This is a genomic window from Ruegeria sp. I3 (assembly GCF_056532525.1).
The window spans coordinates 14,423-37,631 of sequence record NZ_JBQFNI010000001.1 but is presented as its reverse complement, the minus strand read 5'-3'; the positions used below and the strand labels follow the sequence as shown (position 1 = coordinate 37,631).

Annotated in this window: 29 protein-coding genes and 1 pseudogene; 6 read left to right on the top strand and 24 right to left on the bottom strand. The window is 57.3% G+C overall.

Features of this window, described 5'->3' with window-relative positions:
• The first annotated feature begins 143 nt into the window (after nt 1–143).
• The 4 genes from argB to ACR0L9_RS00265 are packed head-to-tail and all read left to right on the top strand — an operon-like array spanning nt 144 to nt 3,003.
• Nucleotides 144–1,007: an acetylglutamate kinase gene (gene argB / locus ACR0L9_RS00280; RefSeq protein WP_170508738.1), complete on the top strand. Its 864-nt coding sequence runs from the start codon at nt 144–146 to the stop codon at nt 1,005–1,007.
• A 57-nt stretch (nt 1,008–1,064) separates the two neighbouring features.
• Nucleotides 1,065–1,856, top strand: coding sequence for a sterol desaturase family protein (locus tag ACR0L9_RS00275; RefSeq protein WP_170609963.1), 792 nt, complete (start codon nt 1,065–1,067; stop codon nt 1,854–1,856).
• On the top strand, nt 1,856–2,509 hold the full coding sequence (locus tag ACR0L9_RS00270) for a ferredoxin (RefSeq protein ID WP_170597772.1): 654 nt from the start codon (nt 1,856–1,858) through the stop codon (nt 2,507–2,509). Before ACR0L9_RS00275 ends, ACR0L9_RS00270 begins: the two co-directional genes overlap by 1 nt.
• Complete coding sequence (locus tag ACR0L9_RS00265) at nt 2,506–3,003, top strand: SixA phosphatase family protein (protein ID WP_480894248.1); 498 nt, start codon at nt 2,506–2,508, stop codon at nt 3,001–3,003. Before ACR0L9_RS00270 ends, ACR0L9_RS00265 begins: the two co-directional genes overlap by 4 nt.
• Before the next feature lie 47 nt (nt 3,004–3,050).
• Here ACR0L9_RS00265 and ACR0L9_RS00260 read toward each other — a convergent pair whose 3' ends face one another.
• The 9 genes from ACR0L9_RS00260 to ACR0L9_RS00220 all read right to left on the bottom strand — a co-directional run bounded on the left by ACR0L9_RS00260 (nt 3,051) and on the right by ACR0L9_RS00220 (nt 13,061).
• Complete coding sequence (locus ACR0L9_RS00260) at nt 3,051–3,842, bottom strand: amino acid ABC transporter ATP-binding protein (protein WP_304621965.1); 792 nt, start codon at nt 3,840–3,842, stop codon at nt 3,051–3,053.
• A 12-nt stretch (nt 3,843–3,854) separates the two neighbouring features.
• The gene (locus tag ACR0L9_RS00255; protein ID WP_170392880.1) at nt 3,855–5,210 is read right to left on the bottom strand and encodes an amino acid ABC transporter permease; all 1,356 of its coding nucleotides are present in this window, start codon (nt 5,208–5,210) and stop codon (nt 3,855–3,857) included.
• Nucleotide 5,211: 1 nt separating this feature from the next.
• Nucleotides 5,212–6,480 (bottom strand): amino acid ABC transporter permease, encoded by a 1,269-nt coding sequence (locus ACR0L9_RS00250; protein ID WP_480588431.1) that lies wholly within the window; start codon nt 6,478–6,480, stop codon nt 5,212–5,214.
• Nucleotides 6,481–6,604: 124 nt separating this feature from the next.
• Complete coding sequence (locus ACR0L9_RS00245) at nt 6,605–7,624, bottom strand: amino acid ABC transporter substrate-binding protein (protein WP_170392882.1); 1,020 nt, start codon at nt 7,622–7,624, stop codon at nt 6,605–6,607.
• A gap of 206 nt (nt 7,625–7,830) precedes the next feature.
• Complete coding sequence (locus ACR0L9_RS00240) at nt 7,831–8,538, bottom strand: ATP12 family protein (protein WP_170567416.1); 708 nt, start codon at nt 8,536–8,538, stop codon at nt 7,831–7,833.
• A gap of 4 nt (nt 8,539–8,542) precedes the next feature.
• Complete coding sequence (locus ACR0L9_RS00235; protein ID WP_170465253.1) at nt 8,543–9,214, bottom strand: HAD-IA family hydrolase; 672 nt, start codon at nt 9,212–9,214, stop codon at nt 8,543–8,545.
• Nucleotides 9,211–10,254: an RluA family pseudouridine synthase gene (locus ACR0L9_RS00230; protein WP_480894246.1), complete on the bottom strand. Its 1,044-nt coding sequence runs from the start codon at nt 10,252–10,254 to the stop codon at nt 9,211–9,213. Before ACR0L9_RS00230 ends, ACR0L9_RS00235 begins: the two co-directional genes overlap by 4 nt.
• Before the next feature lie 104 nt (nt 10,255–10,358).
• On the bottom strand, nt 10,359–11,672 hold the full coding sequence (locus tag ACR0L9_RS00225; RefSeq protein ID WP_480894244.1) for a replication-associated recombination protein A: 1,314 nt from the start codon (nt 11,670–11,672) through the stop codon (nt 10,359–10,361).
• A 3-nt stretch (nt 11,673–11,675) separates the two neighbouring features.
• A complete protein-coding gene (locus ACR0L9_RS00220) occupies nt 11,676–13,061 on the bottom strand; it encodes a trypsin-like peptidase domain-containing protein (RefSeq protein WP_480894242.1) in 1,386 nt (461 codons plus the stop codon).
• Between the two features lie 228 nt (nt 13,062–13,289).
• Here ACR0L9_RS00220 and budA point away from each other — a divergent pair, with 228 nt between their 5' ends.
• Nucleotides 13,290–14,078: an acetolactate decarboxylase gene (budA, locus tag ACR0L9_RS00215; protein WP_480894240.1), complete on the top strand. Its 789-nt coding sequence runs from the start codon at nt 13,290–13,292 to the stop codon at nt 14,076–14,078.
• 87 nt (nt 14,079–14,165) lie between these two features.
• On the opposite strand, the gene rplQ is transcribed toward budA, so the two are convergent.
• The 9 genes from rplQ to ACR0L9_RS00170 all read right to left on the bottom strand — a co-directional run bounded on the left by rplQ (nt 14,166) and on the right by ACR0L9_RS00170 (nt 20,345).
• Nucleotides 14,166–14,588 carry a 50S ribosomal protein L17 gene (rplQ, locus tag ACR0L9_RS00210; RefSeq protein ID WP_170392888.1) on the bottom strand — a complete coding sequence of 141 codons (423 nt, stop codon included), beginning with the start codon at nt 14,586–14,588 and terminating at the stop codon, nt 14,166–14,168.
• Nucleotides 14,589–14,706: 118 nt separating this feature from the next.
• The gene (locus ACR0L9_RS00205; protein WP_010437127.1) at nt 14,707–15,723 is read right to left on the bottom strand and encodes a DNA-directed RNA polymerase subunit alpha; all 1,017 of its coding nucleotides are present in this window, start codon (nt 15,721–15,723) and stop codon (nt 14,707–14,709) included.
• A gap of 114 nt (nt 15,724–15,837) precedes the next feature.
• Entirely contained in the window at nt 15,838–16,227 is a 390-nt protein-coding gene (gene rpsK, locus ACR0L9_RS00200; protein ID WP_008757289.1) for a 30S ribosomal protein S11, read from the bottom strand.
• A gap of 15 nt (nt 16,228–16,242) precedes the next feature.
• Nucleotides 16,243–16,611, bottom strand: a complete 369-nt coding sequence (rpsM, locus tag ACR0L9_RS00195) for a 30S ribosomal protein S13 (RefSeq protein WP_008757392.1) — start codon at nt 16,609–16,611, stop codon at nt 16,243–16,245.
• 200 nt (nt 16,612–16,811) lie between these two features.
• Nucleotides 16,812–17,456, bottom strand: a complete 645-nt coding sequence (locus ACR0L9_RS00190) for an adenylate kinase (RefSeq protein ID WP_480652374.1) — start codon at nt 17,454–17,456, stop codon at nt 16,812–16,814.
• Nucleotides 17,453–18,817, bottom strand: coding sequence for a preprotein translocase subunit SecY (gene secY, locus ACR0L9_RS00185; RefSeq protein ID WP_170392890.1), 1,365 nt, complete (start codon nt 18,815–18,817; stop codon nt 17,453–17,455). The genes ACR0L9_RS00190 and secY overlap by 4 nt, the downstream gene beginning before the upstream one ends.
• Before the next feature lie 109 nt (nt 18,818–18,926).
• Entirely contained in the window at nt 18,927–19,400 is a 474-nt protein-coding gene (gene rplO, locus ACR0L9_RS00180) for a 50S ribosomal protein L15 (RefSeq protein ID WP_170515937.1), read from the bottom strand.
• 201 nt (nt 19,401–19,601) lie between these two features.
• Nucleotides 19,602–19,817: a DUF1127 domain-containing protein gene (locus ACR0L9_RS00175; protein ID WP_170402789.1), complete on the bottom strand. Its 216-nt coding sequence runs from the start codon at nt 19,815–19,817 to the stop codon at nt 19,602–19,604.
• A gap of 396 nt (nt 19,818–20,213) precedes the next feature.
• Nucleotides 20,214–20,345, bottom strand: coding sequence for a hypothetical protein (locus ACR0L9_RS00170; RefSeq protein WP_480894933.1), 132 nt, complete (start codon nt 20,343–20,345; stop codon nt 20,214–20,216).
• Between the two features lie 17 nt (nt 20,346–20,362).
• Between ACR0L9_RS00170 and ACR0L9_RS00165 the strand changes: the two are divergent.
• A pseudogene (locus tag ACR0L9_RS00165) lies at nt 20,363–20,482 on the top strand (Rieske 2Fe-2S domain-containing protein); the annotation flags it as partial.
• Between the two features lie 202 nt (nt 20,483–20,684).
• Here ACR0L9_RS00165 and rpmD read toward each other — a convergent pair.
• The 6 genes from rpmD to rpsN form a co-directional block, all read right to left on the bottom strand.
• Complete coding sequence (gene rpmD / locus ACR0L9_RS00160; RefSeq protein WP_039538297.1) at nt 20,685–20,873, bottom strand: 50S ribosomal protein L30; 189 nt, start codon at nt 20,871–20,873, stop codon at nt 20,685–20,687.
• 12 nt (nt 20,874–20,885) lie between these two features.
• Nucleotides 20,886–21,455, bottom strand: coding sequence for a 30S ribosomal protein S5 (gene rpsE / locus ACR0L9_RS00155; protein WP_155148691.1), 570 nt, complete (start codon nt 21,453–21,455; stop codon nt 20,886–20,888).
• Nucleotides 21,456–21,571: 116 nt separating this feature from the next.
• Entirely contained in the window at nt 21,572–21,931 is a 360-nt protein-coding gene (gene rplR, locus ACR0L9_RS00150; protein ID WP_170392895.1) for a 50S ribosomal protein L18, read from the bottom strand.
• Nucleotides 21,932–21,942: 11 nt separating this feature from the next.
• The gene (gene rplF / locus ACR0L9_RS00145) at nt 21,943–22,476 is read right to left on the bottom strand and encodes a 50S ribosomal protein L6 (protein ID WP_170392896.1); all 534 of its coding nucleotides are present in this window, start codon (nt 22,474–22,476) and stop codon (nt 21,943–21,945) included.
• A gap of 11 nt (nt 22,477–22,487) precedes the next feature.
• Entirely contained in the window at nt 22,488–22,880 is a 393-nt protein-coding gene (gene rpsH, locus ACR0L9_RS00140; protein ID WP_010437099.1) for a 30S ribosomal protein S8, read from the bottom strand.
• A 13-nt stretch (nt 22,881–22,893) separates the two neighbouring features.
• Nucleotides 22,894–23,199, bottom strand: a complete 306-nt coding sequence (gene rpsN / locus ACR0L9_RS00135) for a 30S ribosomal protein S14 (protein WP_010437098.1) — start codon at nt 23,197–23,199, stop codon at nt 22,894–22,896.
• Nucleotides 23,200–23,209 lie beyond the last annotated feature (10 nt).

Sequence of the window (23,209 nt, the reverse complement as noted above, 5' to 3'; positions counted from 1 at the left end):
GTTCAGCAATATACAAGTCATGAGCTAAGGAAGCCGGGTCGCGCCCATCGGGTACGGCCCGTTCAGATTGGCTGTTTCCGCGATCCGGTCTTGGCACCATCCTCCAAACGCCCTAACACAGGGTCCCAGAGGGACAATCAGCCATGAAGACACGAGATATGAACCGGGATTGGATCGCCACCGCCGCCACATTGAACAGCGCCCTGCCCTATCTGCAGCGATACGACGGTGCGATTGTCGTCATCAAGCTAGGTGGCCACGCCATGGGCAGCGACGAAGCCATGGAAAGCTTTGCGCGCGATGTGGTGCTTATGCGTCAGGTTGGCGTAAACCCGGTCGTCGTGCACGGCGGTGGCCCAATGATCAATGCGATGCTCGACAAACTGGATATCCAGTCCGAGTTTGTGGGCGGTAAACGCGTAACGGACAAAGCCACTGTCGAAGTGGTCGAAATGGTACTGTCGGGCCTTGTGAACAAGCGGATCGTGCAGGCGATCAATGCGCAGGGTGGCATGGCTGTGGGTCTGTCGGGCAAGGATGCCCATTTGATGATGTGCGAACAGACCGACGCCTCGCTCGGGTTTGTCGGCACACCGTCCGAGATGAACCCCAAAGTCCTGCATGACCTGTTTGCGCATGATGTTATCCCTGTGATCGCGCCGCTGGGCGCAGGTCGGAATGGCGAAACCTTCAATGTGAATGGCGACACTGCAGCCGGGGCGATCGCCTCAGCTCTTAAGGCAGACCGCCTGCTGCTGCTGACCGATGTAGCGGGCGTCAAGAACGCAGCGGGCGATGTCGTGACCGAGCTCAAGGCTGGCCAAATTCGTGAGATGACGCGTGAAGGCACTATTGCGGGTGGGATGATTCCAAAAACCGAAACTGCGCTGGACGCGCTGCATAATGGCGTTCGGGCGGTCGTTATTCTGGACGGGCGCGCGCCCAATGCGGTGCTGCTCGAACTGTTTACGGAACACGGTGCCGGATCCTTGATCCGTCCTGATTAACGCCATAGTGATCTTCAACATCTTGCACCGGGCATTAACATGCCCGATTGTGAATGTATGGAGAACGAGCCCCTATTTCGCCTAAGCGTGTTTTTGATCCTGTTTGTTGTGTTTGCGGCGGCAGAGACAATTGCGCCAAAACGCTTACGAACCTGTCCGCGAAAAAATCGGTGGCTAACCAATCTATCAATCACTGTTTTGAACACACTGATGCTCAGGACTATGGCGATTGGGTTGCCCTTATTGGCAGTTGGCGCTGCCATTGATGCCGGGAAAAATGGATTGGGCGTTTTTAATTGGCTCGCCTGGCCAGGGTGGGTTGAGCTTATTCTGTGTGTGCTGATTCTGGACTTTGCAATCTGGCTACAGCATCTGATTACCCACAAGGTGCCAATCCTTTGGCGGCTACATCGTGTGCATCACGCCGACCGAGACATGGACGTCACTACTGCAGTCCGCTTTCACCCTGTTGAAATCGGGTTGTCCATGATCCTGAAAATCGGGCTAATCTATCTGCTCGGCGCCAGCGCCCTGGCTGTGATCCTGTTCGAGATCCTTCTTAATGGCACAGCGTTGTTCAATCATTCAAACTTGAAGCTCCCCCTTGCCGTTGACGCTGTTGTACGTAGGATTCTTGTGACACCCGATATGCATCGCGTACATCATTCGGTATTCCGAACAGAGCATGACAGCAATTATGGCTTTGCACTGTCTATCTGGGACCGAATGCTGGGGACTTACATTGCACAACCTCGGGACGGGCACGAACAAATGAGCGTGGGATTGGAATGGCAGGACGATCGACCAACAAAACTGGGCTGGAGCCTGGCTCTGCCCTTCCGCCGTTGATGACCTACGCCAATGTCGAACGAGCAGCCACTCAGGTTGGGCTGATAGTTATGGGTGCACTTCATCCAAGGCCCAGTGAAGCAAAGCAACTTAATGACGGAACCCTAATCCTTCTGGGGGCTGCGGGGGCATTCTGGCCTGCTCTGAAGGCCTCGGCTGAGTGGCAGGATGGCCAACCCGACCCGGTTGATCGCTGGTCCAGACGGGTGATCGGCCAGCTTGCGCAGGACATGAGGGGCACCGCCTACTATCCGTTCGGCGGCCCACCATACGCACCCTTCATTGACTGGGCACTTAAGTCCGGTCGCACCTTCAGCAGTCCAGTCGGGGCCCTGGTGCACGATACGGTAGGGATGATGATATCATTCCGTGGTGCGTTGCATTTTGCGGATGAGTTCTCAATTCCATCCGTGTCTCAATCGTCACCCTGCACAGAATGCCCCGCGCCTTGTGCAACAACCTGTCCGGTTGGGGCATTGAACACCCACAGCTTCTATGACGTGGCAGCCTGTCATGATCATCTCGATACCAAGGCGGGACACAGCTGCATGAACAAAGGCTGCCTCGCCCGGCTCGCCTGCCCTCTCAGCGCCGGCGCAGAGCGCCAGCCAGAGCAATCTGCGCATCACATGAAAGCATTTCACCGATCATGACCTGCACACTGATCCTAATGCGCCATGCCAAGTCCAGTTGGGGCGATCCCTTTGCCGAAGATCACGACCGCCCGTTGAACAATCGAGGACGCAAATCGGCCCCCGCGATTGGGGCGTGGCTGCAAGGCAATGGCTGGCTACCGGATGACGTTATCTGCTCAAGCGCCAAGCGCACGCGGGAAACGTGGGACAGATTGGGGCTGAGCACCCCGAAAATCCGCTTTACCCCCGCCTTGTATCTGACAGGCCCCGATGAGATGTTCGCCGAATTGGCCACAGCCACCGGCGATACCGTACTAATGCTGGGGCATAATCCCGGCATCGCTGCATTTGCAAATCGGCTGGTACGCAACCAGCCCGATCATTCGAGATTCTACGACTATCCGACTTGTGCAACGACTGTAATCCGGTTCGATATCCCCGACTGGAATGCGCTCGAATGGCATCAGGGTGAGGTTCTGGGCTTCACGATCCCACGCGAGCTGCTGGAATAGAAAAAGGCGAGGTCGACACCCCGCCTTCTTAGTTTTCTGATCCGAATTTAGTGTCCCAGAATCTGGCTGAGGAACAACTTGGTCCGTTCGCTCTGCGGGTTGTTGAAGAACTCTTCCGGTTCGTTCTGCTCCACAATCTGACCGGCATCCATAAAGATCACGCGGTTGGCGACCTGGCGGGCAAAGCCCATCTCGTGGGTCACACACAGCATGGTCATGCCTTCCTCGGCCAGTTCGATCATGGTGTCGAGCACCTCTTTGATCATCTCAGGGTCCAGCGCCGATGTAGGTTCATCGAACAACATGATCCGCGGCATCATGCACAGCGAGCGGGCAATCGCCACACGCTGCTGCTGACCACCCGATAGCTGACCGGGATACTTGTCGGCCTGCTCGGGGATCTTCACCTTTTCCAGGAAATGCATCGCGCGCTCTTCGGCCTCTTTCTTGGGCGTCTTGCGCACCCAGATCGGGGCCAGCGTGCAGTTTTCCAGAATGGTCAGGTGCGGGAACAGGTTGAAGTGCTGGAACACCATGCCAACCTCGGACCGGATTTTGTCGATGTTTTTCAGGTCATTCGACAGCTCGGTCCCATCCACAATGATCGTGCCCTGCTGGTGTTCCTCCAGCGCGTTCAGGCAGCGGATCAGGGTAGACTTGCCCGACCCCGACGGCCCCGCGATCACGATCCGCTCGCCCTGATTGACGGTCAGATTGATATCGCGCAGCACGTGGAAGGCACCGTACCACTTGTTCATATTGGTGATTTCGATGGCGATTTCGTCGCTCACCTGCATTTTGGAGCGGTCGATTTCGCGTTCAATTGCAAGTTCAGACATGTGTTGAACTCCTTAACGGTGGCCAGTCTGAAGCTTGCGCTCCAGGTACATGGAATAACGGGACATGGAGAAGCAAACCACGAAGAACAGAACGCCGATAAAGGCAAACAGTTCCCAGTAGACGCCGTTCCAGGCGGTATCGGCGCGGATGCCGTTGGTCAGGCCGATCACGTCGAACAGACCGATGATCGAGACCAAAGTCGTATCCTTGAAAATACCGATGAACGTGCTCACGATGCCCGGGATCGAGATCTTCAGCGCCTGTGGCATGATGATCAGCCGCTGCGCCTGCCAGTAGTTCAGGCCCAGACTGTCTGCGCCTTCGTACTGACCACGCGGCAGGGCAGCCAGACCACCCCGGATCACCTCGGCCATATAGGCGGCCGAGAACAGGGTCATCATGATCATCACCCGCAGGATGATGTCAAAATTAGTGCCCGGCGGCAGGAACAGGTTCAGCAACAGCGATGCCACAAACAGCAGGGTAATCAGCGGCACGCCCCGAATGAACTCGATAAAGCCCACGCACAGGTATTTGACGATCATCAGATCGGACTGACGACCCAGCGCCAGCACGATACCGATAGGCAGCGAAACACCAATGGCCACGACACCCAACAGGATCGCTAGCATAAAGCCACCAAAGTCGCGGCTTTCCACCGGCGCGATACCGATCGGAATGATTGCATTGATTGCGTCAGCCACGGAACCGGCAGCAAACAGCCACCATAGTATGGGCAGCGCAATCGCAAGGATAATCGCGGCAAGAGACCCGGCAACCGGAAGCGCAAACTTGTACGCGAAATACCCGATGGCAAATCCGGCGGCGACCATGAGCGGCCCCCAGATCGACCCACCCCACATCAGCCAAGGCAGCAGGAACGGATAAGCCGCCGTTACAATCAACAGCTTACGCGGCACCTTAGTGAACAACACTGGCGCAATAGCAACCAACAACAGGATGAAGGTCAGGTTCGGACGGAAATAGGCCGGCCATGCCCCTGTTTCAGGCGGGTTCGACCAGGTGGCATCCGGATGCGCCGGATACGGCGGATAGAACCCATATAGCAGCTGTAGCCAACGATCCTTGATCACACCCCAGCAGGCATGACCATGCGTATCGCCCCACGTAGCCATCATGATCTCACGACATTCCGACAGGGAATTGGCGTTCCAAACGGATTCGAACGTCCAGGACAGGATGTTGGAGAGCACATAGTAGATGAAGACCAACGAGACGATCGTCAGGATCGCGTTCAGCCAGCTTGAAAACAGGTTATGCTTGATCCAGCCCAGTACACCGACCTCGGAGGCGGGTGGTGCCTGTTCCGGCAACATTTCCGTGCGGACAAATGAAACATCACTCATATTACCGCTCCACCAGTTTGACACGGTTGTTGTACCAGTTCATCACCGCCGAAATGCTCAGCGAGATGGACAGGTAGACCAGCATCAGCAGCAGAACGCATTCCAGCTCGCGACCGGTCTGGTTCATTGTGATGCCACCCAGCGTACCCGTGATGTCCATATATCCGACCGCGATCGCCAGCGACGAGTTCTTGGTCAGGTTCAGATAGTTCGAGATCATTGGCGGGATGATCACCCGCAACGCCTGCGGCAAGATCACCAGACGCATGGTCCGGCCCGGGCGCAGGCCCAGTGCGGATGCAGCCTCGGTCTGACCCTTGGAAATAGCCAGAATACCAGCGCGCACGATCTCGGCGATGAATGCCGCAGTGTACAGCGACAGGGCCAGCCACAAGGCAATCAGCGAGTTACGAAGGTGGGTACCGCCGCTGAAGTTGAAGCCTTTCAGCTCAGGGTAGCCCAGGTGAAAACCCAGAACGCCCAGCAGGATAGCTGACGGCACGAACAAAAGGCCCAGTTGGATGTGCCAGATGGTCGGGCGATCGCCGGTCTTTTCTTGCGTTGAATTGGCCCAGGCCGAAACCTTGCGCATCGCAAAGATGCTGCCGCCAAACACGATCAGGAAGGCGATCAGGTCAAGCGAAACATCAAAGCGCAGGCTTGAGGTACCGAAAAGGTGGATATCGCCCAATCCGCGCGAGAACAGAAACTCGGGGATATAGACCCCGCGATTTGTGACCGCGACCGTGCCAAAAAGATCCATCGTGGCTTCTGGGTTTTCACCTCGGAAGGCGCGCGGTGATGGCAGGCTTTCAATCAGGATCGCCATGGCGAACACGATCCAAAGCAGCACTGGAACGTTACGGAACATCTCGACATAGACTGTCATGATCCGCGCGATCAGCCAGTTATTCGACAGGCGCAAAACACCGACCATGACACCGATGATCGTTGCTGTGATACAGCCCAGAACTGCAACAACCAGAGTGTTTAGCAGGCCTATAAACGCCGCGCGCAGATGTGTATCGCGCGAGTCGTATTCCAGCAGGCGTTGGTTGATGTCATAGCTGGCCGGTTCGGCAAAAAAGTCGAACCCGACTGTTCTGCCCAGCGTTTCAAGGTTCTGAATGGTGTTGTTGATAATCCAGGCTGCCAGAAGCATGAAACCGATCATCGCTATGACCTGAATGGTCGCAGATCGGTACCGCGTATCATAAAGGAGCATGGACAGCCGGAAGTGCTCCTTCGGCGGGTCAGTGAGTGTCGTCATGACCTATGTATATCCCCGTGCATCCCGGATGTTGGCAGAGTTTGCCTCTGCTCAGATCGTTCCGGGCGTGTTTCTTATGGAAGGAAAAAGGGCGCGGGTTCCCCCGCGCCCTTTTCCGTGGATCTTAGCGGAAAGGCGGTGCGTACAGCAGGCCACCATCGGTCCACTGTGCGTTCAGGCCGCGTGCCAGACCGATCGGGGTTTCCTCGCCGATGTTCTTGGCAAACACTTCGCCATAGTTACCGCCGACTTTGATCGCGCGCTGTGCCCAGTTCGCGTCCAGACCCAGCATCTCACCCAGCGTACCTTCGGTACCCAACAGGCGGTTTACCTCTGGGTTGTCGGTGGCACCGCTGGACATCTCGTCGATGTTCGCAGAGGTTACACCCAGCTCTTCCGCTGCGATCAGTGCGTTCAGGGTCCAGCGGACTACATCGCCCCACTCGTGATCGCCGTGACGGACCAGCGGGCCCAGCGGCTCTTTAGAGATGATTTCGGGCAGGATCACGTGGTCGCCTGCGTTTTCAAAGGTGGCGCGCGTAGCAGCCAGACCCGATGCGTCGGTGGTGTAAACGTCACAGGCACCAGCCAGATACTGCTGCTGCGCTTCGGCGTTGGTTTCGATCGGAACCGGCTCGTAGCTCATGTTGTTGATGCGGAAGAAATCCGCCAGGTTAAGCTCGGTTGTGGTGCCGGTCTGGATGCAAACGGTTGCACCGTCCAGTTCCTTGGCCGAGCTGACGCCCAGTGCCTTAGGAACCATGAAGCCCTGACCATCGTAGTAGTTGATGCCGACGAATTCGAACTTCAGGTCGACGTCGCGGCTGAAGGTCCACGTGGTGTTACGGGCCAGCATGTCAATCTCGCCCGAAGCCAGCGCGGTGAAACGTGTTTTACCGGTGGTCGGGATGAACTCAACGGCGCTTGGGTCGTCCAGAACGGCGGCGGCTACCGCGCGGCATACGGCCACGTCAAAACCCTGCCACTCACCATTGGCATCGGGGCTGGCAAAGCCGGGTACGCCGGTTGCGACGCCGCAGTTCAGCTTGCCGCGGGCTTTCACGTCGTCAACGGTACCCGCTGCAGCTGCGCCAGCAGCCAGGCCGGCAATGGTTGCCACGCCCAAAATTACGGATTTTTTCATTTTTACCTCTTCCTGATTTTCCATCCCTGAATGGAACGGTTCGATCCGGCGCATAGGCGCCAGAAAGGTTACCCAAAAGGTGTCTCCCCTTTAGTGGCCCGAGTTTGGGCGTATTCATCAACAAACGTCAAGGGCTGGATCAGGGAAAACGATAGGTCTTTTCTGCCAGAATCGGACACAAATTCACGATTTGACGAGAATCCGTCTCAGAACGAGAGGTCAAAGAACTGCTTTGCGTGCAGAAAGGCGGCCCGTTTCACTTCGGCGGCGGCATGTGCCTCATCGTCGTGGCCCCATTGTTCGATCTGCCAAAGCTCGTCCAGTCGAGAAATGCGCCATATCTCGTCCGGTTTGCGCCAATTCTGGGCTGCCGCGAAACCAAGAATCAATGATCCCGACAGGCTGACGAGGTCATGAAACGCCGCCAGCTGGAACGCATTCAGTCCATGCACCCGGTCACGCAGGCCGTGCAGCACCTCGGCAGCTTGCGGTTGATGCACCACCCCTGCACGCGGGATCAACCGCGCGCCCAGCACGTCCGCAGCCCAATCCAATGCAGGATCCCAGGCCTCGGACTGCCGCTGCTGCAACGTTTCGGGATGGGTCGCCCGATAACACAACAGATCCGAGTCGCCGTAATCGGCCAGCATATCGGCAACCTCACCATGCTGGTGCCGCACCTTGTCGATCGCCGCATTGGCCGAACGGGTGAATGGCATCGTGGTCGGATCAATTTCCTTTTCCTGTGCATCCCATTCCCGGGCAACGGCCTCGGCCATAGGGCGCGTGGGCAGGTCCAGCGCAGCCTTGGCGGGCGTTTTGACCCGCCGACCATCCAGTTCAACCGTATAGCCCCCGTCGGTCTCAACGACCGTGCTTGTCGTCCAGAAGCGTTTGGGTTTCCAGTCGCTCATCTCTTTAGCCCCAGATCTTGGCCAGTGCGCCTGGCAATTCTTCGAATGTTTCGATCACATGTGTTGCGGTCGTCAGTGCCCGACGATCGTGATAACCCCAGCTAACACCGATCCCGGCAACTTGCGCGGCTGCGGCCATATCCATGTCAAAGCTGGTGTCGCCCACCATGACGGCTTGCGCAGCCGGCACGCCCGTTTCAGCCAAAGCTGTTTCTATCATCGACGGGTGCGGCTTGGACGGGTGGTGATCTGCAACCTGACGAGTAATAAAATGCTGCTGCAACCCATGCCCTTCAAGCAGCGCATCAAGCCCGCGCTGAGATTTGCCTGTGGCCACTCCCAAAAGAACCTCGGGCTGAGCGTGAAGAGCCTCAATCACTTGGCGCGCACCGGGATAAAGCGGCGAGCTTGCGGCGCCCTGCTCCAACCTTTGCGCGTGATAGGCCTGCTTATATCCGTCAACCAATGCGCTTTGTATCCGTTCGGACTGATCTGCTGCCAGACGCGCCATTGCATGGGGCAGAGATAAACCGACGATGGACAGGATGGCGTCACGATCCGGGACCGGCAGTGACTGCGCCTGAAAACAGGCGGTCATTGCCGAAACAATGGCACCCTGACTATCGACCAGAGTGCCATCCACATCAAACAGGACCAGCCGCAATGGAGCGTTCATCGCAACTCCTCAAACGGATCATCTGCAGCGAGGTCTTCGGTCCAGCCCAGCGTATCCCAGCTGTGTTTCATATGATCCGGTAAAGGCGCCGTAAGCGAGATGGGTTTGCGGGTCATCGGGTGTTCAAAGGACAGGCTGCGGGCGTGGAGGTGCAGCTTTTTGCTGATGATACCTCCCAACTGCGCGCCCCAGCCATCGCCGAGGTTTTCCTGCCCCGAGCCGCCATATTTCCCATCGCCAATGATCGGGTGGCCGATCGCCGCCATGTGCGCGCGCAGCTGATGGGTCCGCCCCGTCACCGGCTCCATCGCGACCCAGGCTGCCCGCCCTGCAACGCGATAGAGCGTTGCATAGAGCGTATGCGCGCGTTTCGCGCCGGGCGTATCGTTCACCTCGCTCGGATGAACAGCGATCATCTTCTCGCCTTCGCCATGCTTACCATGCCCCGGTGCCTTGACCAGCCCGGTCTTGATTTCGCCCAGGTACGGAGTTGGAACACCAGCTACCAGCGCCCAATAGATCTTTTGGGTGTTACGATGCCGGAACGCAGCGGTCAGCCCCTTGGCAGCCTCGCGCGTGCGGGCCAACAGCAGTACGCCCGAGGTGTCCTTATCCAAACGATGCACAAGGCGCGGGTTCTCGTCACACCCAAAACGCAACGCTTCGGACAGGCTGTCCACATGGCGGGTTTGACCGCTGCCACCCTGAACTGGCAAGCCATGCGGCTTGTTCAGCGCCAGCACGTGATCGTCTTTATAAATCACGCAAGACTGGATCATCTTTGCGTCAGCGTCCGAAACACGATGCTTTACGACAGCGGGCTTATGGTCGGCGTCTGGCAGCGGCGGCACGCGCACAGACTGCCCGGCCTCTAGCCGCGTCGAAGCTTTGACCCGACTGCCATCTACGCGCAGTTCACCCTTGCGGCACATCTTCTCGATCCGGCCCTGGCTGACATGAGGAAACAGGCGGCGCAGCCAACGATCCAGCCTCTGGTCGCCATCGCCCTCTGCTACGGTGATCACCTGTACGCCGCTCATGCCATTGCCCCTTGTTCCGCACGGCTGATCCGCCCGGATTGTGCTTGTTTCAGTGCCTTAGAAATCATGCGCGTCTGTCGCGCGCATCGGGTGCAGAGTCAAGTCTAGCCCTGATTGCGTTGCGTTCTCAGCTTGGCGAAGTATTCCAGCCGTTTTTTCAGCTCGCGCTCAAAACCACGCTCTACCGGCTGATAGAGAACCGGGCGCCTCATATCATCCGGGAAATAGTTCTGACCCGAGAACCCATCTTCGGCATCGTGGTCATAGGCATACCCTGCACCATATCCCTGATCCTTCATCAGCGATGTCGGAGCGTTCAGGATATGTTTGGGTGGCGGTTCACTGCCCGATTGCTTGGCCAGCCGCATCGCCGCCTTATACCCCACATAGGCCCCGTTCGATTTCGGAGCGAGAGCCAGATACACCAACGCCTGCGCCAGTGCCAACTCGCCCTCGGGCGAGCCCAGCCGTTCATAGGTTTCCCAACTGTGCAGGCAGATCGATTGCGCCTGAGGATCGGCCAAACCGATATCTTCAACCGCCATCCGCGTGATCCTCCGCGCCAGATAGCGCGGGTCTTCGCCGCCGGTCAGCATCCGCGCAAACCAATACAGCGCCGCGTCAGGGTCCGATCCACGCACCGATTTGTGCAGGGCTGAGATCAGATTATAATGCTCATCCCCCGATTTGTCGTATTTTGCGGCCCGCCGCATCAGGCGCGTCGACAATGCATCCGGGTCCAGATCGGCGTCCACTTTCCAAGCAGCTACCTGTTCAATCAGGTTCAGTAGTGCGCGACCGTCGCCATCCGCCATCTCCTGCAGCGCCTCGCGGGCGGCAGACGTTAGTGGCAAGGCGCGGTCAAGCTCTTTCTCGGCGCGTTGTGTCAAACGCTCAAGATCAGCAAGGCTAAGGCGTTCCAGAACCAACACCTGAGACCGGCTGAGTACCGCCGCGTTTAGCTCGAAGGAAGGGTTTTCGGTCGTCGCGCCAACCAGGAGGATCGTGCCGTCCTCCATATGCGGCAGAAACCCGTCCTGTTGCGCTTTATTGAAACGATGGATTTCGTCAACAAATAACAAGGTGCCCTGCCCGTTTTGACGACGGATTTTAGCAGCCTCAAATACCTTCTTCAGATCCGGCACACCGGTAAAAATCGCGCTGATCTGCACGAAATGCAGATCGGTCTCCTGCGCCAGCAACCGGGCGATGGTTGTCTTTCCCACACCCGGCGGGCCCCAGAAGATCAGGCTGGACAGACTACCTGACGCGAGCATCACCCCCAATGGCGCATCTGGTCCCAAAACCTGCTCTTGCCCGATCACCTCAGACAGGGATTGTGGGCGCAAGCGATCCGCAAGCGGCCTGTGCGGCGAAGCGGTTGGTTCCGCAGAACCGGTATCGAACAAATCACTCACGGATCACAACCGAAACCGCAATGAGATTAACCGGCTTCCCCGCTCAATCTCCATCTGTACCCGGCGACCTGGATCGGTCAGGGCCTGAACGATATCCTCCGGTGTCTCGGTTCTGGTTCCGTTGATACCTTTTACGACATCGCCCACACGCAATCCTGCGCGGCCGCCATAGCGGTTCGGATCAACCACTACGACGCCGGTCTGAGACAGCGACAAGCCAAGCTTTACGATCACCGCCGGATTTACGCCCGAAACGATCAGACCTGGCATGACCGTATCCTCGTCCAGCGTAGTCTCATCCGCCGCAGGCGTTTCAGGCGGTTTGATCAGCGCCACTTCAATATCCGAGCGGTCTTCGCCCCGCAGCCGAGTCAGGACCGACTTTCCACCTACCCCGGCAACAGCCATGCGAAATTTCATCTCGGCCGGAGAATTCACCTCGTCTCCGTCGACATGAGTGACAACGTCCCCGACCCGCAGACCCGCTTCTGCCAGCGGACTCAGTTCATGTAAGTCAGAAATCACCACACCGAGAGGGATGGCCATACCCAGAGACTCGGCAATATCTGCGCTCATGTGCTGACCGGCCATTCCTGCCCAAGGACTTACGAAGCTTTCGTTGCCAGACTGCGCCTGCCGCAGGAATTCGGCCACCAAATTGGCCGGAATGGCAAAGCCGATACCGTTCGACCCGCCCGAGCGGGTCAGGATTGAAGTATTGATACCAATCAGATCACCATTCACGTCGATCAGTGCGCCACCGGAATTGCCCGGGTTGATCGCCGCATCGGTTTGAATGAAGTACCCTCGTGCGTTTCCGGTTGCAGTTCCGGTGCGCGCCAAACCTGAAATAATACCTGACGAAACAGTTTGGCCGACGCCGAACGGATTGCCAATCGCCAGCGTCAGCTCTCCTACTTCAACCTGATCGGAATCGCGCATCTGCAGGAACGGCAGACCGTTTGCCTCTTCCAACCGCAAGATTGCGATGTCACTTTCTTTGTCGCCCAGGACGACTTCGGCGGTAAATTCACGACGGTCGGTGGTCACCACCTGAATTTCCGATGCCATCCCCACAACATGGTAGTTTGACACGACATATCCATCACCCGTGAGGATCACGCCAGAGCCCAGAGAATTCTGAACACGAGGGCGTGGTGTCCCAAACCCACGACCAAAGAAGTCCTGAAAGAACGGGTCAGAAAACAGCGGATTTGCCCGTCCTTCTCGCACGATCTTGGCGTAGATATTCACAACGGCCGGAGCGGCCTGCTTCACGACAGGCGCGAACCCGAGGCTGATTTCGGTCTGGCTTTTTGGTACTTGCGTCTCTGCAGCTGCCGGTGTCGCGCCCATCAGCAATACAAGGGAACACAATATTCTTAGCATAATTGGCCCTCCGGCAACTTCGCCAACCGGATATGCGGGGCCGATGCCGAGATTGCAAGCGACATAACCCGCTGCCTTCGACAATGCCGAGGACCTACCGCTTTCTTTTGAGCTATTCGCACAAATACACAGCTTCAGCATTATGGCTTCGCAAAGCGTTGCAAAAGTTTCACAGGGAGTTGTGTTATGTGTTGGACTTGGCGCTGAATCCAATCAGAGGGAACGACCATGCACAAAGACCGGGAATTGACCTTTGCAACGGCCCTTGCCTCTCATCATCAAAAAAAGAGCTTTGTGCGGGAAGAGCACGCCCACGAGTATTACCAGGCCTCACTACTGAGCGCCGTCATGCAGGGCGTCTATGACGGGACTGTTTGCATCGGTCAGCTGCTGGAACACGGAGATTTCGGTCTCGGCACGTTCAACGCCCTGGACGGAGAAATGGTGGTGCTGGATGGTGTCGCTTATCGCCTGGATGGGGAAGGCAAAGCGACAATTGCGGATAACGGCGCGCTGACACCATACGCAGCCGTCATTGACTTCAAACCAACGATTTCGCTTGCGTTGGATTCTCCGGTTAACAAATCCGATTTCGAGGAGGGTTTGGATGACATGGCCGATGCAAAGAACCTGTTTTATGCGGTTCGTTTCACCGGATTGATCAAACACATTAGGTATCGAAACGTTTTGAAACAGGAACGGCCATACAGACCTTTGCTGGAAGTCGTCAAAACGCAGGCCGAGTTTGAATTGGAAAACGTGGAGGGAACTATTCTCGGGTTCCGCTGCCCTGACTACGCAGTCGGGATCGGCGTACCGGGTTACCACTTGCATTTCATCTCTGACGACCGGACCACCGGTGGGCACGTACTTGATTATACATTGACCCGGGGAGAGATCGAAATCGATCACACCTCGTCTCTTCATCTGGAACTGCCAGAGACAGAGGATTTCTCTGACGCCAATTTGTCCGCGGGAGCGTCAGCGGATGGCATTCTGAAAGCCGAAAGCAATTAAATTTGGACCGCCTTGGATTGTCACACGGAGCAAAAGAAAACCCCCGCGTCTGCGACGCGGGGGCTGAAACTCAGATATAGCCAAGGCTTATTCTTCGTCTGCGGCCTCTTCAGCGGCAACACGAGCTTTGTCAGCTGCGCCTTTGGCGTCGATGTCGCGGTCAACGAATTCGATGATCGCCATCGGTGCCATGTCGCCATAGCGGAAGCCTGCTTTTAGGATACGGACATAACCGCCCTGACGCTCGGCGTAACGAGGGCCCAGAACTTCGAACAGCTTGGCGACGTCTTTGTCTTCTTTCAGCTGTGCTGCGGCCTGACGGCGGGCGTGCAGGTCGCCGCGCTTGCCCAGAGTGATCAGTTTTTCAACGATCGGGCGCAGTTCTTTTGCCTTGGGCAGAGTTGTTTTGATTTGCTCATGCTCGATGAGCGAGCCAGCCATGTTTGCAAACAGAGCTTTGCGGTGCTCATGAGTACGGTTCAGGCGGCGATAACCACGTGCGTGACGCATTTTCTAGTTCCTTCTTTCGCGTTTTGCTTTGTCTGGCCGGCGATGCGTGTCACCGGCTCTCCTTGGGGCGGAAGTGCCCATATGGTCCCCGGCAGCCCGGGCATTTGTGAAGACGCGCTTAGAACGCGTCTTCGAATTTCTTGGCCAGATCTTCGATGTTGTCGGGCGGCCAGTCCTCGACATCCATGCCGAGGTGCAGACCCATGCCGGATAGCACTTCCTTGATCTCGTTCAGCGACTTGCGGCCGAAGTTCGGAGTGCGCAGCATCTCGGCTTCGGTCTTCTGGATCAGATCGCCGATGTAAACGATGTTGTCGTTCTTCAGGCAGTTTGCCGAACGGACCGACAGTTCCAGCTCGTCCACTTTCTTCAGCAGCAGCGGGTTGAACTCCAGACCATCGTCCTCGTCCTGGCGGCCAGCCGATTCCGGCTCGTCGAAGTTGACGAAGATTGACAGCTGATCCTGCAGGATGCGTGCGGCAAATGCCAGCGCGTCTTCCGGCGTGATCGAACCGTCGGTGTCGATCTTCAGGGTCAGCTTGTCATAGTCCAGAACCTGACCTTCACGGGTCGGCTGAACGTCATAGGCAACCTTTTTGACCGGCGAATAGATCGCGTCGATCGGGATCAGGCCGATGGGTGCGTCTTCGGGCTTGTTCTTCTCAGCCGAGACATAGCCCTTGCCGGTGTTGACGGTCAGCTCCATGAACAGGTCTGCGCCATCATCCAGGTGGCAGATGACGTGATCACGGTTCAGAACCTCGATGCCAGCGCTTTCGCTGATGTCGCCAGCGGTAACTACTGCGGGGCCTTTGGCATTGATCGACAGGCGCTTGGGGCCTTCGACTTCCATGCGCAGCGAAACGCCTTTGAGGTTCAGGATGATGTCGGTGACGTCTTCACGTACACCGGCAACCGAGCTGAACTCGTGCAGGACGTTGTCGATCTGAACGCTGGTGATGGCCGCGCCTTGCAGGCTGCTCATCAGAACGCGGCGCAGCGCGTTACCCAGAGTCAGACCAAAGCCACGCTCAAGCGGCTCGGCAACCAGGGTTGCCTGACGTGCCGGATCGTTGCCCGGCTTGCCGTCAAGCTGGGTCGGCTTGATCAATTCTGCCCAATTCTTATGGATCATGTAATCCCTCCATTCCTGTCCGCGCCCCATGACCAACAAGGTGCAGACGCCCGAGGTTCAAAATGACGTGCTGGGGCCGTGCAAAAACACAGCCCCAGCCTAATTCAAAATCGCTTAGACGCGACGACGCTTCGGCGGACGGCAGCCGTTATGAGCGATCGGGGTCACGTCGCGGATCGACGTGATGTTGAAGCCCACTGCAGCCAGCGCACGCAGAGCCGATTCACGACCCGAACCGGGGCCCTGAACTTCGACTTCCAGCGTCTTGACGCCATGTTCCTGCGCCTTTTTGCCTGCATCTTCTGCAGCCATCTGAGCGGCGTAGGGGGTCGATTTCCGCGATCCCTTGAAGCCCATGGTACCGGCAGACGACCACGAGATGGCGTTGCCCTGTACGTCCGAGATCAGGATCTTGGTGTTGTTGAAGGTCGAGTTCACATGGGCAACGCCCGATGCGATGTTCTTACGCTCTTTGCGCTTAACGCGAGTCTTGTCACGTGCCATCAGTCAGACCCTCCCCTATTTCTTCTTACCGGCAATGGCCTTTGCGGGGCCTTTGCGGGTACGAGCATTGGTGTGGGTACGCTGACCGCGAACCGGCAGGTTGCGGCGGTGACGCAGACCGCGATAGCAGCCCAGGTCCATCAGGCGCTTGACGTTCATCTGAACTTCACGACGCAGGTCACCTTCGACGGTGAAGTTTGCATCGATGTGCTCGCGTATGGCCAGAACTTCGGCGTCGGACAGTTCATTGACGCGACGGTGCGCTTCAATGCCTACGGCTTCGCAGATCGCTTTGGCCGAAGTGTTTCCGATACCGGTGATATATGTGAGGGCGATTGGTACCCGCTTTGCAGTCGGGATGTTTACGCCGGCAATACGTGCCACGTGTCACTTTCCTTTTTGTTGCGGTTCCGTAACTCCGGAACCTTTTTTCACAACACTTGACCGTGGCAGTGACGCCAGAGGGTCCAGTATTATTCGAGGTGGTCGGGGCAATTGGGACGAATCCCGCATGCGATCTTGATTCCCTTTAGGGATGGGGGTCGATATGGGCTTTTGGCGGTGCCGTCAAGCCCATATTGATATCAGCCTAGAACCGCCTTGATCGACGCGGTGACTTCCTTGATATCCGCCAGCCCGTTCACCGGACGCAGATCGCCTTTGGCGTAGTAATAGCCAATCAGCGGCGAGGTCTTCTTGTAGTATTCCATCAGGCGCGTACGAAGGCTGTCTTCGTTATCGTCGGCGCGACGGACGAAGTCATTCTCCTTGCCGCAATTGGTGCATTTGCCATCCGCAGGAATCGGCTTGGTGTTGTCGTTATAGACCTCACCACATCCGCCGCAGGTTGACCGCGCCGTGATCCGGTCCACCAGCGCGTCATCGTCCACACGCATCTCGATCACCGTATGCAGCGACTGGCCCAGCTTGGTCAGCAGAGCCGACAGCGCGTCTGCCTGTGCCAGCGTCCGGGGGAAGCCGTCAAAGATGAAACCGGCACCTTTTTCGGTGGTCAGTTTCTCTTCAATCAGGCCGATCACGATCTCATCGGTGACCAGCTTGCCCGCGTCCATGATCGCAGCAACCTTCTGGCCCATTTCCGTGCCCGAGGTTTTCGCCTCGCGCAGCATGTCTCCGGTGCTGAGTTGCACCATACCGCGGGTTTCAACCAGGTGACGCGCCTGCGTTCCTTTGCCTGCCCCCGGGGGGCCGAGAAGAATGATGTTCATCGACGAGCAGCTCCCTTTCTGCCGCGTTTCTTGCCTTTGCCGCGCAGCTGGGACTTTTCAATCAGCCCTTCGTATTGATGCGCCAGCAGGTGGCTCTGGACTTGTTGGATCGTGTCCATGGTCACAGAGACGATAATCAGAACCGAGGTACCACCGAAATAGAACGGGATAGCAAACTGGCCCCGCAGGATTTCAGGCAGCAGACAAACGGCCGCCAGATAGGCCGAACCCAGAACCAGCACGCGGTTGACGACGTATTCCAGATACTCGGCGGTTTTCTTGCCCGGACGGATACCCGGTACAAAACCGTTCTGCTTTTTCAGGTTGTCCGCCACATCGTCCGGCTTGAACGACACGTTGAACGTGTAGAAATAGGCGAAGAACACGATCATCGAAGCGAAGAACAGCAGATAAAGCGGCTGTCCGGGGCCGAAGTTGGCCAGCAGCCACGACATCACCGGGCCATTTGTGGCGCCCGACGAGAAGGTTGAGATCGTTACCGGCAGCAACAGCAGCGAGCTTGCAAAGATCGCAGGGATCACACCCGCCGGGTTCACTTTGACCGGCAGGTGGCTGGAGCCGCCTTCGTAGACTTTCATACCAGCCTGACGACGCGGGTATTGGATATGGATCTTGCGCAGGGCCCGCTCCATGAACACCACAAAGGTGATCACGGCGATGACCATGATGATCACACCCACGATCACAGCGGGGCTGATCGCACCGCTGCGGCCCGAAGCGAAGAACTGCGCCAGAGCTGCGGGAACCTCGGCGATGATGCCGACGAAGATGATCAGAGAGATACCGTTGCCGATGCCGCGTGCGGTGATCTGCTCGCCCAGCCACATCAAGAACATGGTGCCGCCGACCAAAGTGATCATGGTCGACATACGGAAGAACATGCCCGGATCGGTCGCAAGATCGCCCGATTCCAACGAAACCGCCAGACCATAAGCCTGAACGGTAGCCAGAGCCACGGTACCGAAACGGGTGTATTGGTTGATCTTCTTGCGCCCTTGCTCGCCCTCTTTCTTGAGCTGTTCGAGCGCGGGAACCATCGATGTCAGCAGCTGCACGATGATCGAGGCCGAGATATAGGGCATGATGCCGAGGGCAAAGATACCCATCCGCCCCAGCGCCCCGCCGGTGAACATCGAAACCATGCCGCCGATGCCCTGCCCCGCTTGCTCCATGAACTCACGCAGGGCTTGCCCGTCGATACCTGGGACCGGAATGAAGGTGCCCAGACGATAGACGATCAACAAACCCAGCGTGAACAGGATGCGGTTGCGCAGATCGGTGGCTTTGCCCAAAGCAGCCCAGCTTGTGTTGGCTGCCATTTGTTCTGCTGCTGATACCATAAATCGGTCTCTCTTATGAAAACACCGCCCGGAACCGTTTTCCGGCTCGGGCGGCGTCTTGGAAAACTCTGAGGTCTATGTAAGCGGGTCTTGGCCCGCTCACAAGCGCTTACTCTGCCGCAGCAGCTTTTGTGACCGTCAGTGAACCGCCCGCTTTCTCAACTGCCTCAACAGCAGATTTCGAAGCACCTGTGACTTCCAGGTTCACTTTGGCGGTGATTTCACCTTTGGCCAGAACGCGGACACCGTCCAGCTTGCGGCGGACCAGACCGGATGCAACCAGCGCGTCCTCGGTGATCGCAGCTTTGGCATCCAGCTTGCCGGCGTCGACAAATTTCTGGATCAGACCCAGATTGATAACGGCGAATGCCTTGCGGTTCGGCTTGTTGAAGCCACGCTTGGGCAGGCGCTGGTACAGCGGCATCTGGCCGCCTTCGTAGCCATTGATGGCCACACCCGAACGGGATTTCTGGCCTTTGATACCACGGCCACCCATTTTACCTTTGCCGGAACCGGGGCCACGGCCAACGCGGGTGCGTTTCGGTGCGGCGCCAGGATTGTCGCGCAATTCGTGCAGTTTCATATCGCTTCTCCTAAGCCGGATGTGACCCCCGAAGCGTGATGGGCCAACCACGGCGTTTCTTGGTTTTGATTCTCGTGGATAGAAATCCACCGGAGCGCTCTACAGCGTTGCGGCTTTGGTTGCAAGGTTTGTTGTGTCCTGGTTACAAAAACCAAAAGAGGCGCCGAAATGGTGCCTCTTCATCGGTGAGTGATGGGGGTGTTACGCGCAATATGCGTGGTCGCGTGCAATATCTGCGATATCACAACGGCGAACGCCGATATCGTCCAGCTCGCGGTTGCTCAGGCTTTGCAGTTCGCGATAGGTGCGGCTGTATTCTGCAGCCCGTGCGCGGTTTTCTTTTACGCGTTCAACAAAGCTCGCAATACGAGCGCTCAAGTTGAAACCGCCATGTGTCAGTGTAGCTGTATGTGCCATATCTAATTTCCTTTCTGTTCCGGGGCGTATTCCCCGGGCGTTTCCATTTGTTCCTTTGTGGACAAGGCTCAGATAGGAGTGTTCGATACCGCTAACAACGCGCGTTTTGGTCTAGCCGGTATGCGTTTGGTGAATGGCGGTGAAACCTCAGCAGCGCATTTTCAAACGCTTTCGAATGATGGTATTGATGTTTGATATTGGGGGATCGCCTTATGATACGCAGAGATTTTCTCGTTTTTGGCGGCGCAACCTGCCTGGCTCTTGGAGGCCAAACCGTATCTTCTCAAAGCTGGAGCGAACGGTATGGGCGTTCTCAGCCCATCGAAGTTACGAAAGTTGATCTAAACGGGCTGATTCCGGGGCAGCAATTGCTCATCAAGTTTCGGGACGGCCCGGTCACCGTCCGATATCGGACTCAAGAAGAAGTCGACGCGGCACGATCAACGCCCCTGACAGAGTTGCCTGACAGATTTGCACGAAATGCAAATCTTCGAGCGGATGCCCCAGCGACAGATGAAAATCGATCATTCGGAGAAGATGGGCGCTGGTTGGTATATCGTCCCATTTGCACGCACCTGAACGTAATCACCCTCCCAGCGATACAGCCCTCTGGATACGATCCATATTGGATAAACTGCCCATTACATGGAGGCAGATACGACTAGGCAGGGCGCGTCAGAGCCGGCCCAGCGCCTGAAAACCTATCAGTCCCTCCAGTGCGTTTTCTTCCCAATGGAGTCTTGGAAATCCGCTCTCGCGACAGCTTTAGTAACGAAAAAGCCGTACGCGAGTCGCATCCGTCTGATTGGTAGAAAAAACGCCCCCGACATCGTCGAGGGCGCTTCAATTACTTCAAAGAGTTCGCGCTTAGCCGCGCTCTTCGATGATCTCAACCAGATGCGGGATCTTGTTGACCATGCCGCGGACCGAAGGAGTGTCCTCCAGCTCGCGGGTGCGGTTCATCTTGTTCAGGCCCAGGCCGATCAGGGTTGCGCGCTGTTCGGCGGGGCGGCGGATCGGGGAGCCGATCTGCTTGACGACGATGGTTTTTGCCATTGTTCGCTCTCCTTACGCTTCTGCTTCGGCAGCAGCCGGTGCTTCGTCCCGCTTGGGCAGGATGTCCGCAACCTTTTTGCCACGACGTGCGGCAACCGAACGCGGGCTCTGCTCTTTCTGCAGGCCGTTGATGGTGGCGCGGATCATGTTGTACGGGTTCTGCGAGCCCAGCGACTTGGACACAACGTCCTTAACGCCCAGCATTTCGAACACAGCACGCATCGGACCACCGGCGATGATACCGGTACCTTCAGGTGCGGTGCGCATAACCACTTTACCAGCGCCGTGACGCCCCTCGATATCGTGGTGCAGAGTACGACCTTCGCGCAGTTGCACGCGGATCATCTGACGCTTGGCTTGTTCAGTCGCCTTACGGATGGCTTCAGGTACTTCTTTCGCTTTACCTTTGCCAAAGCCGACGCGGCCTTTCTGATCGCCGACAACCACCAGAGCGGCGAAGCCAAAGCGCTTACCACCTTTTACGGTTTTCGACACACGGTTGATTGCGACCAGACGATCTGCAAATTCCGGTGCTTCTTCACGGTCGCGGCCACGGCCCCGACGGTTTTCACGTTCTGCCATTTGGCATCCCTTTTCTCATGTGGCGCATGCGGCGCCGTTTAGTTCAATCCAAGTGAGCCCCGACTGTCGCCGAGGCCCCCGGATCATCGGGGCAGCCGCAAAGCTGCCCGCAAGTCTTAGATCTTCAGACCACCTTCACGCGCGGCGTCGGCCAGAGCCTTCACCTTGCCGTGGAACAGGAAGCCGCCACGATCGAAATAGGCCTCTTCGACGCCCGCCTTTTTGGCACGCTCGGCGATGGCCGCGCCCACTTTGGTGGCCGCTTCGACGTTGTTCTTGCCCACAACGCCCAGATCCTTTTCCAGGGTCGAGGCTGCGGCCAGGGTCACGCCACGTACGTCGTCGATCAGCTGAACAGAGATGTTCTTGTTCGAACGGTGTACTGACAGACGCGGACGACCCGCGTTGACCTTGCGAAGTTTGTTCCGAACGCGCAGGCGGCGCTTCAGAAACAGGGTTCTTTTGCTGTTTGCCATTGTCTGCGTCCTTACTTCTTCTTGCCTTCCTTGCGGAAGATGAACTCGCCCTTATAGCGGATGCCCTTGCCTTTGTACGGCTCGGGACGGCGCCATTCACGGATCTTGGCCGCGACTTCGCCCACCTGCTGCTGGTCGATACCTTCCACAACGATCTCGGTCTGCTTCGGCGCGGTGATGGTGACACCTTCCGGAGCAGTGAAATCAACATCGTGGCTGTAGCCTAGGTTCAGCTTCAGGGTATTGCCCTGCATCTGAGCCCGGTAACCAACACCCTGGATCTCCAGCTCTTTTTTGAAGCCGTTTGTTACGCCTTCAACAAGATTGGCGACCATGGTGCGGCTCATGCCCCACTGCTGTCGCGCACGCTTGGACATGCCACGGGGATCGATCTTGACCACGTTGTCTTCAACCGACAACGTAACGTCGTCGGTGGCGGTGAAGCTGCGGGTGCCTTTCGGACCTTTCACTTCGATGGTCTGACCCGACACAGAGGCGGTAACGCCGCTGGGCAGCTCGACCGGTTTTTTACCAATACGAGACATTGCAGACCTCCTTAGAAGACGGTGCAGAGCACTTCGCCGCCAACATTGTTGGAGCGAGCGTTTGCGTCCGACATCACACCTTTCGGAGTGCTGACAATCGACACGCCCAGACCCTGACGGACCTGCGGGATGTCATTGACGCCCATGTAGACGCGACGGCCAGGCTTGGAAACCCGCTTGAGTTCGCGAATAACAGGGGTGCCTTCGTAGTATTTCAGGCTGATTTCGATGGCCGGATGACCGTTTTCACCGGTCGTCGCTTCGTAGCCACGGATGTAACCTTCGTCCGCCAGCACGTCCAGAACCCAGCCGCGCAGCTTGGAAGCCGGGGTGGAAACGGTGGACTTGCCGCGCATTTGCGCGTTGCGGATACGGGTGAGCATATCGCCGATAGGATCATTCATATCTATGTCTCCCTTACCAGCTCGATTTCACCATGCCGGGGATCTGACCAGCAGAACCCAGCTCGCGCAGCGCGATACGGCTGACCTTCAGCTTACGGTAGTAAGCGTGGGGACGACCGGTCAGCTGACAACGGTTGTGCAGACGGGTAGCCGAGCTGTTGCGCGGCAGTTTCGCCAATTTAAGACGCGCTTTGAAGCGCTCTTCCATCGGCTTGCTCTCGTCATTCGCGATTTCTTTCAGCTCGGCACGCTTTGCGGCATATTTGGCCACCAGGCGTTCGCGCTTCTTCTCGCGTTCGATCATTGCTTTTTTAGCCATGTCTCAATCC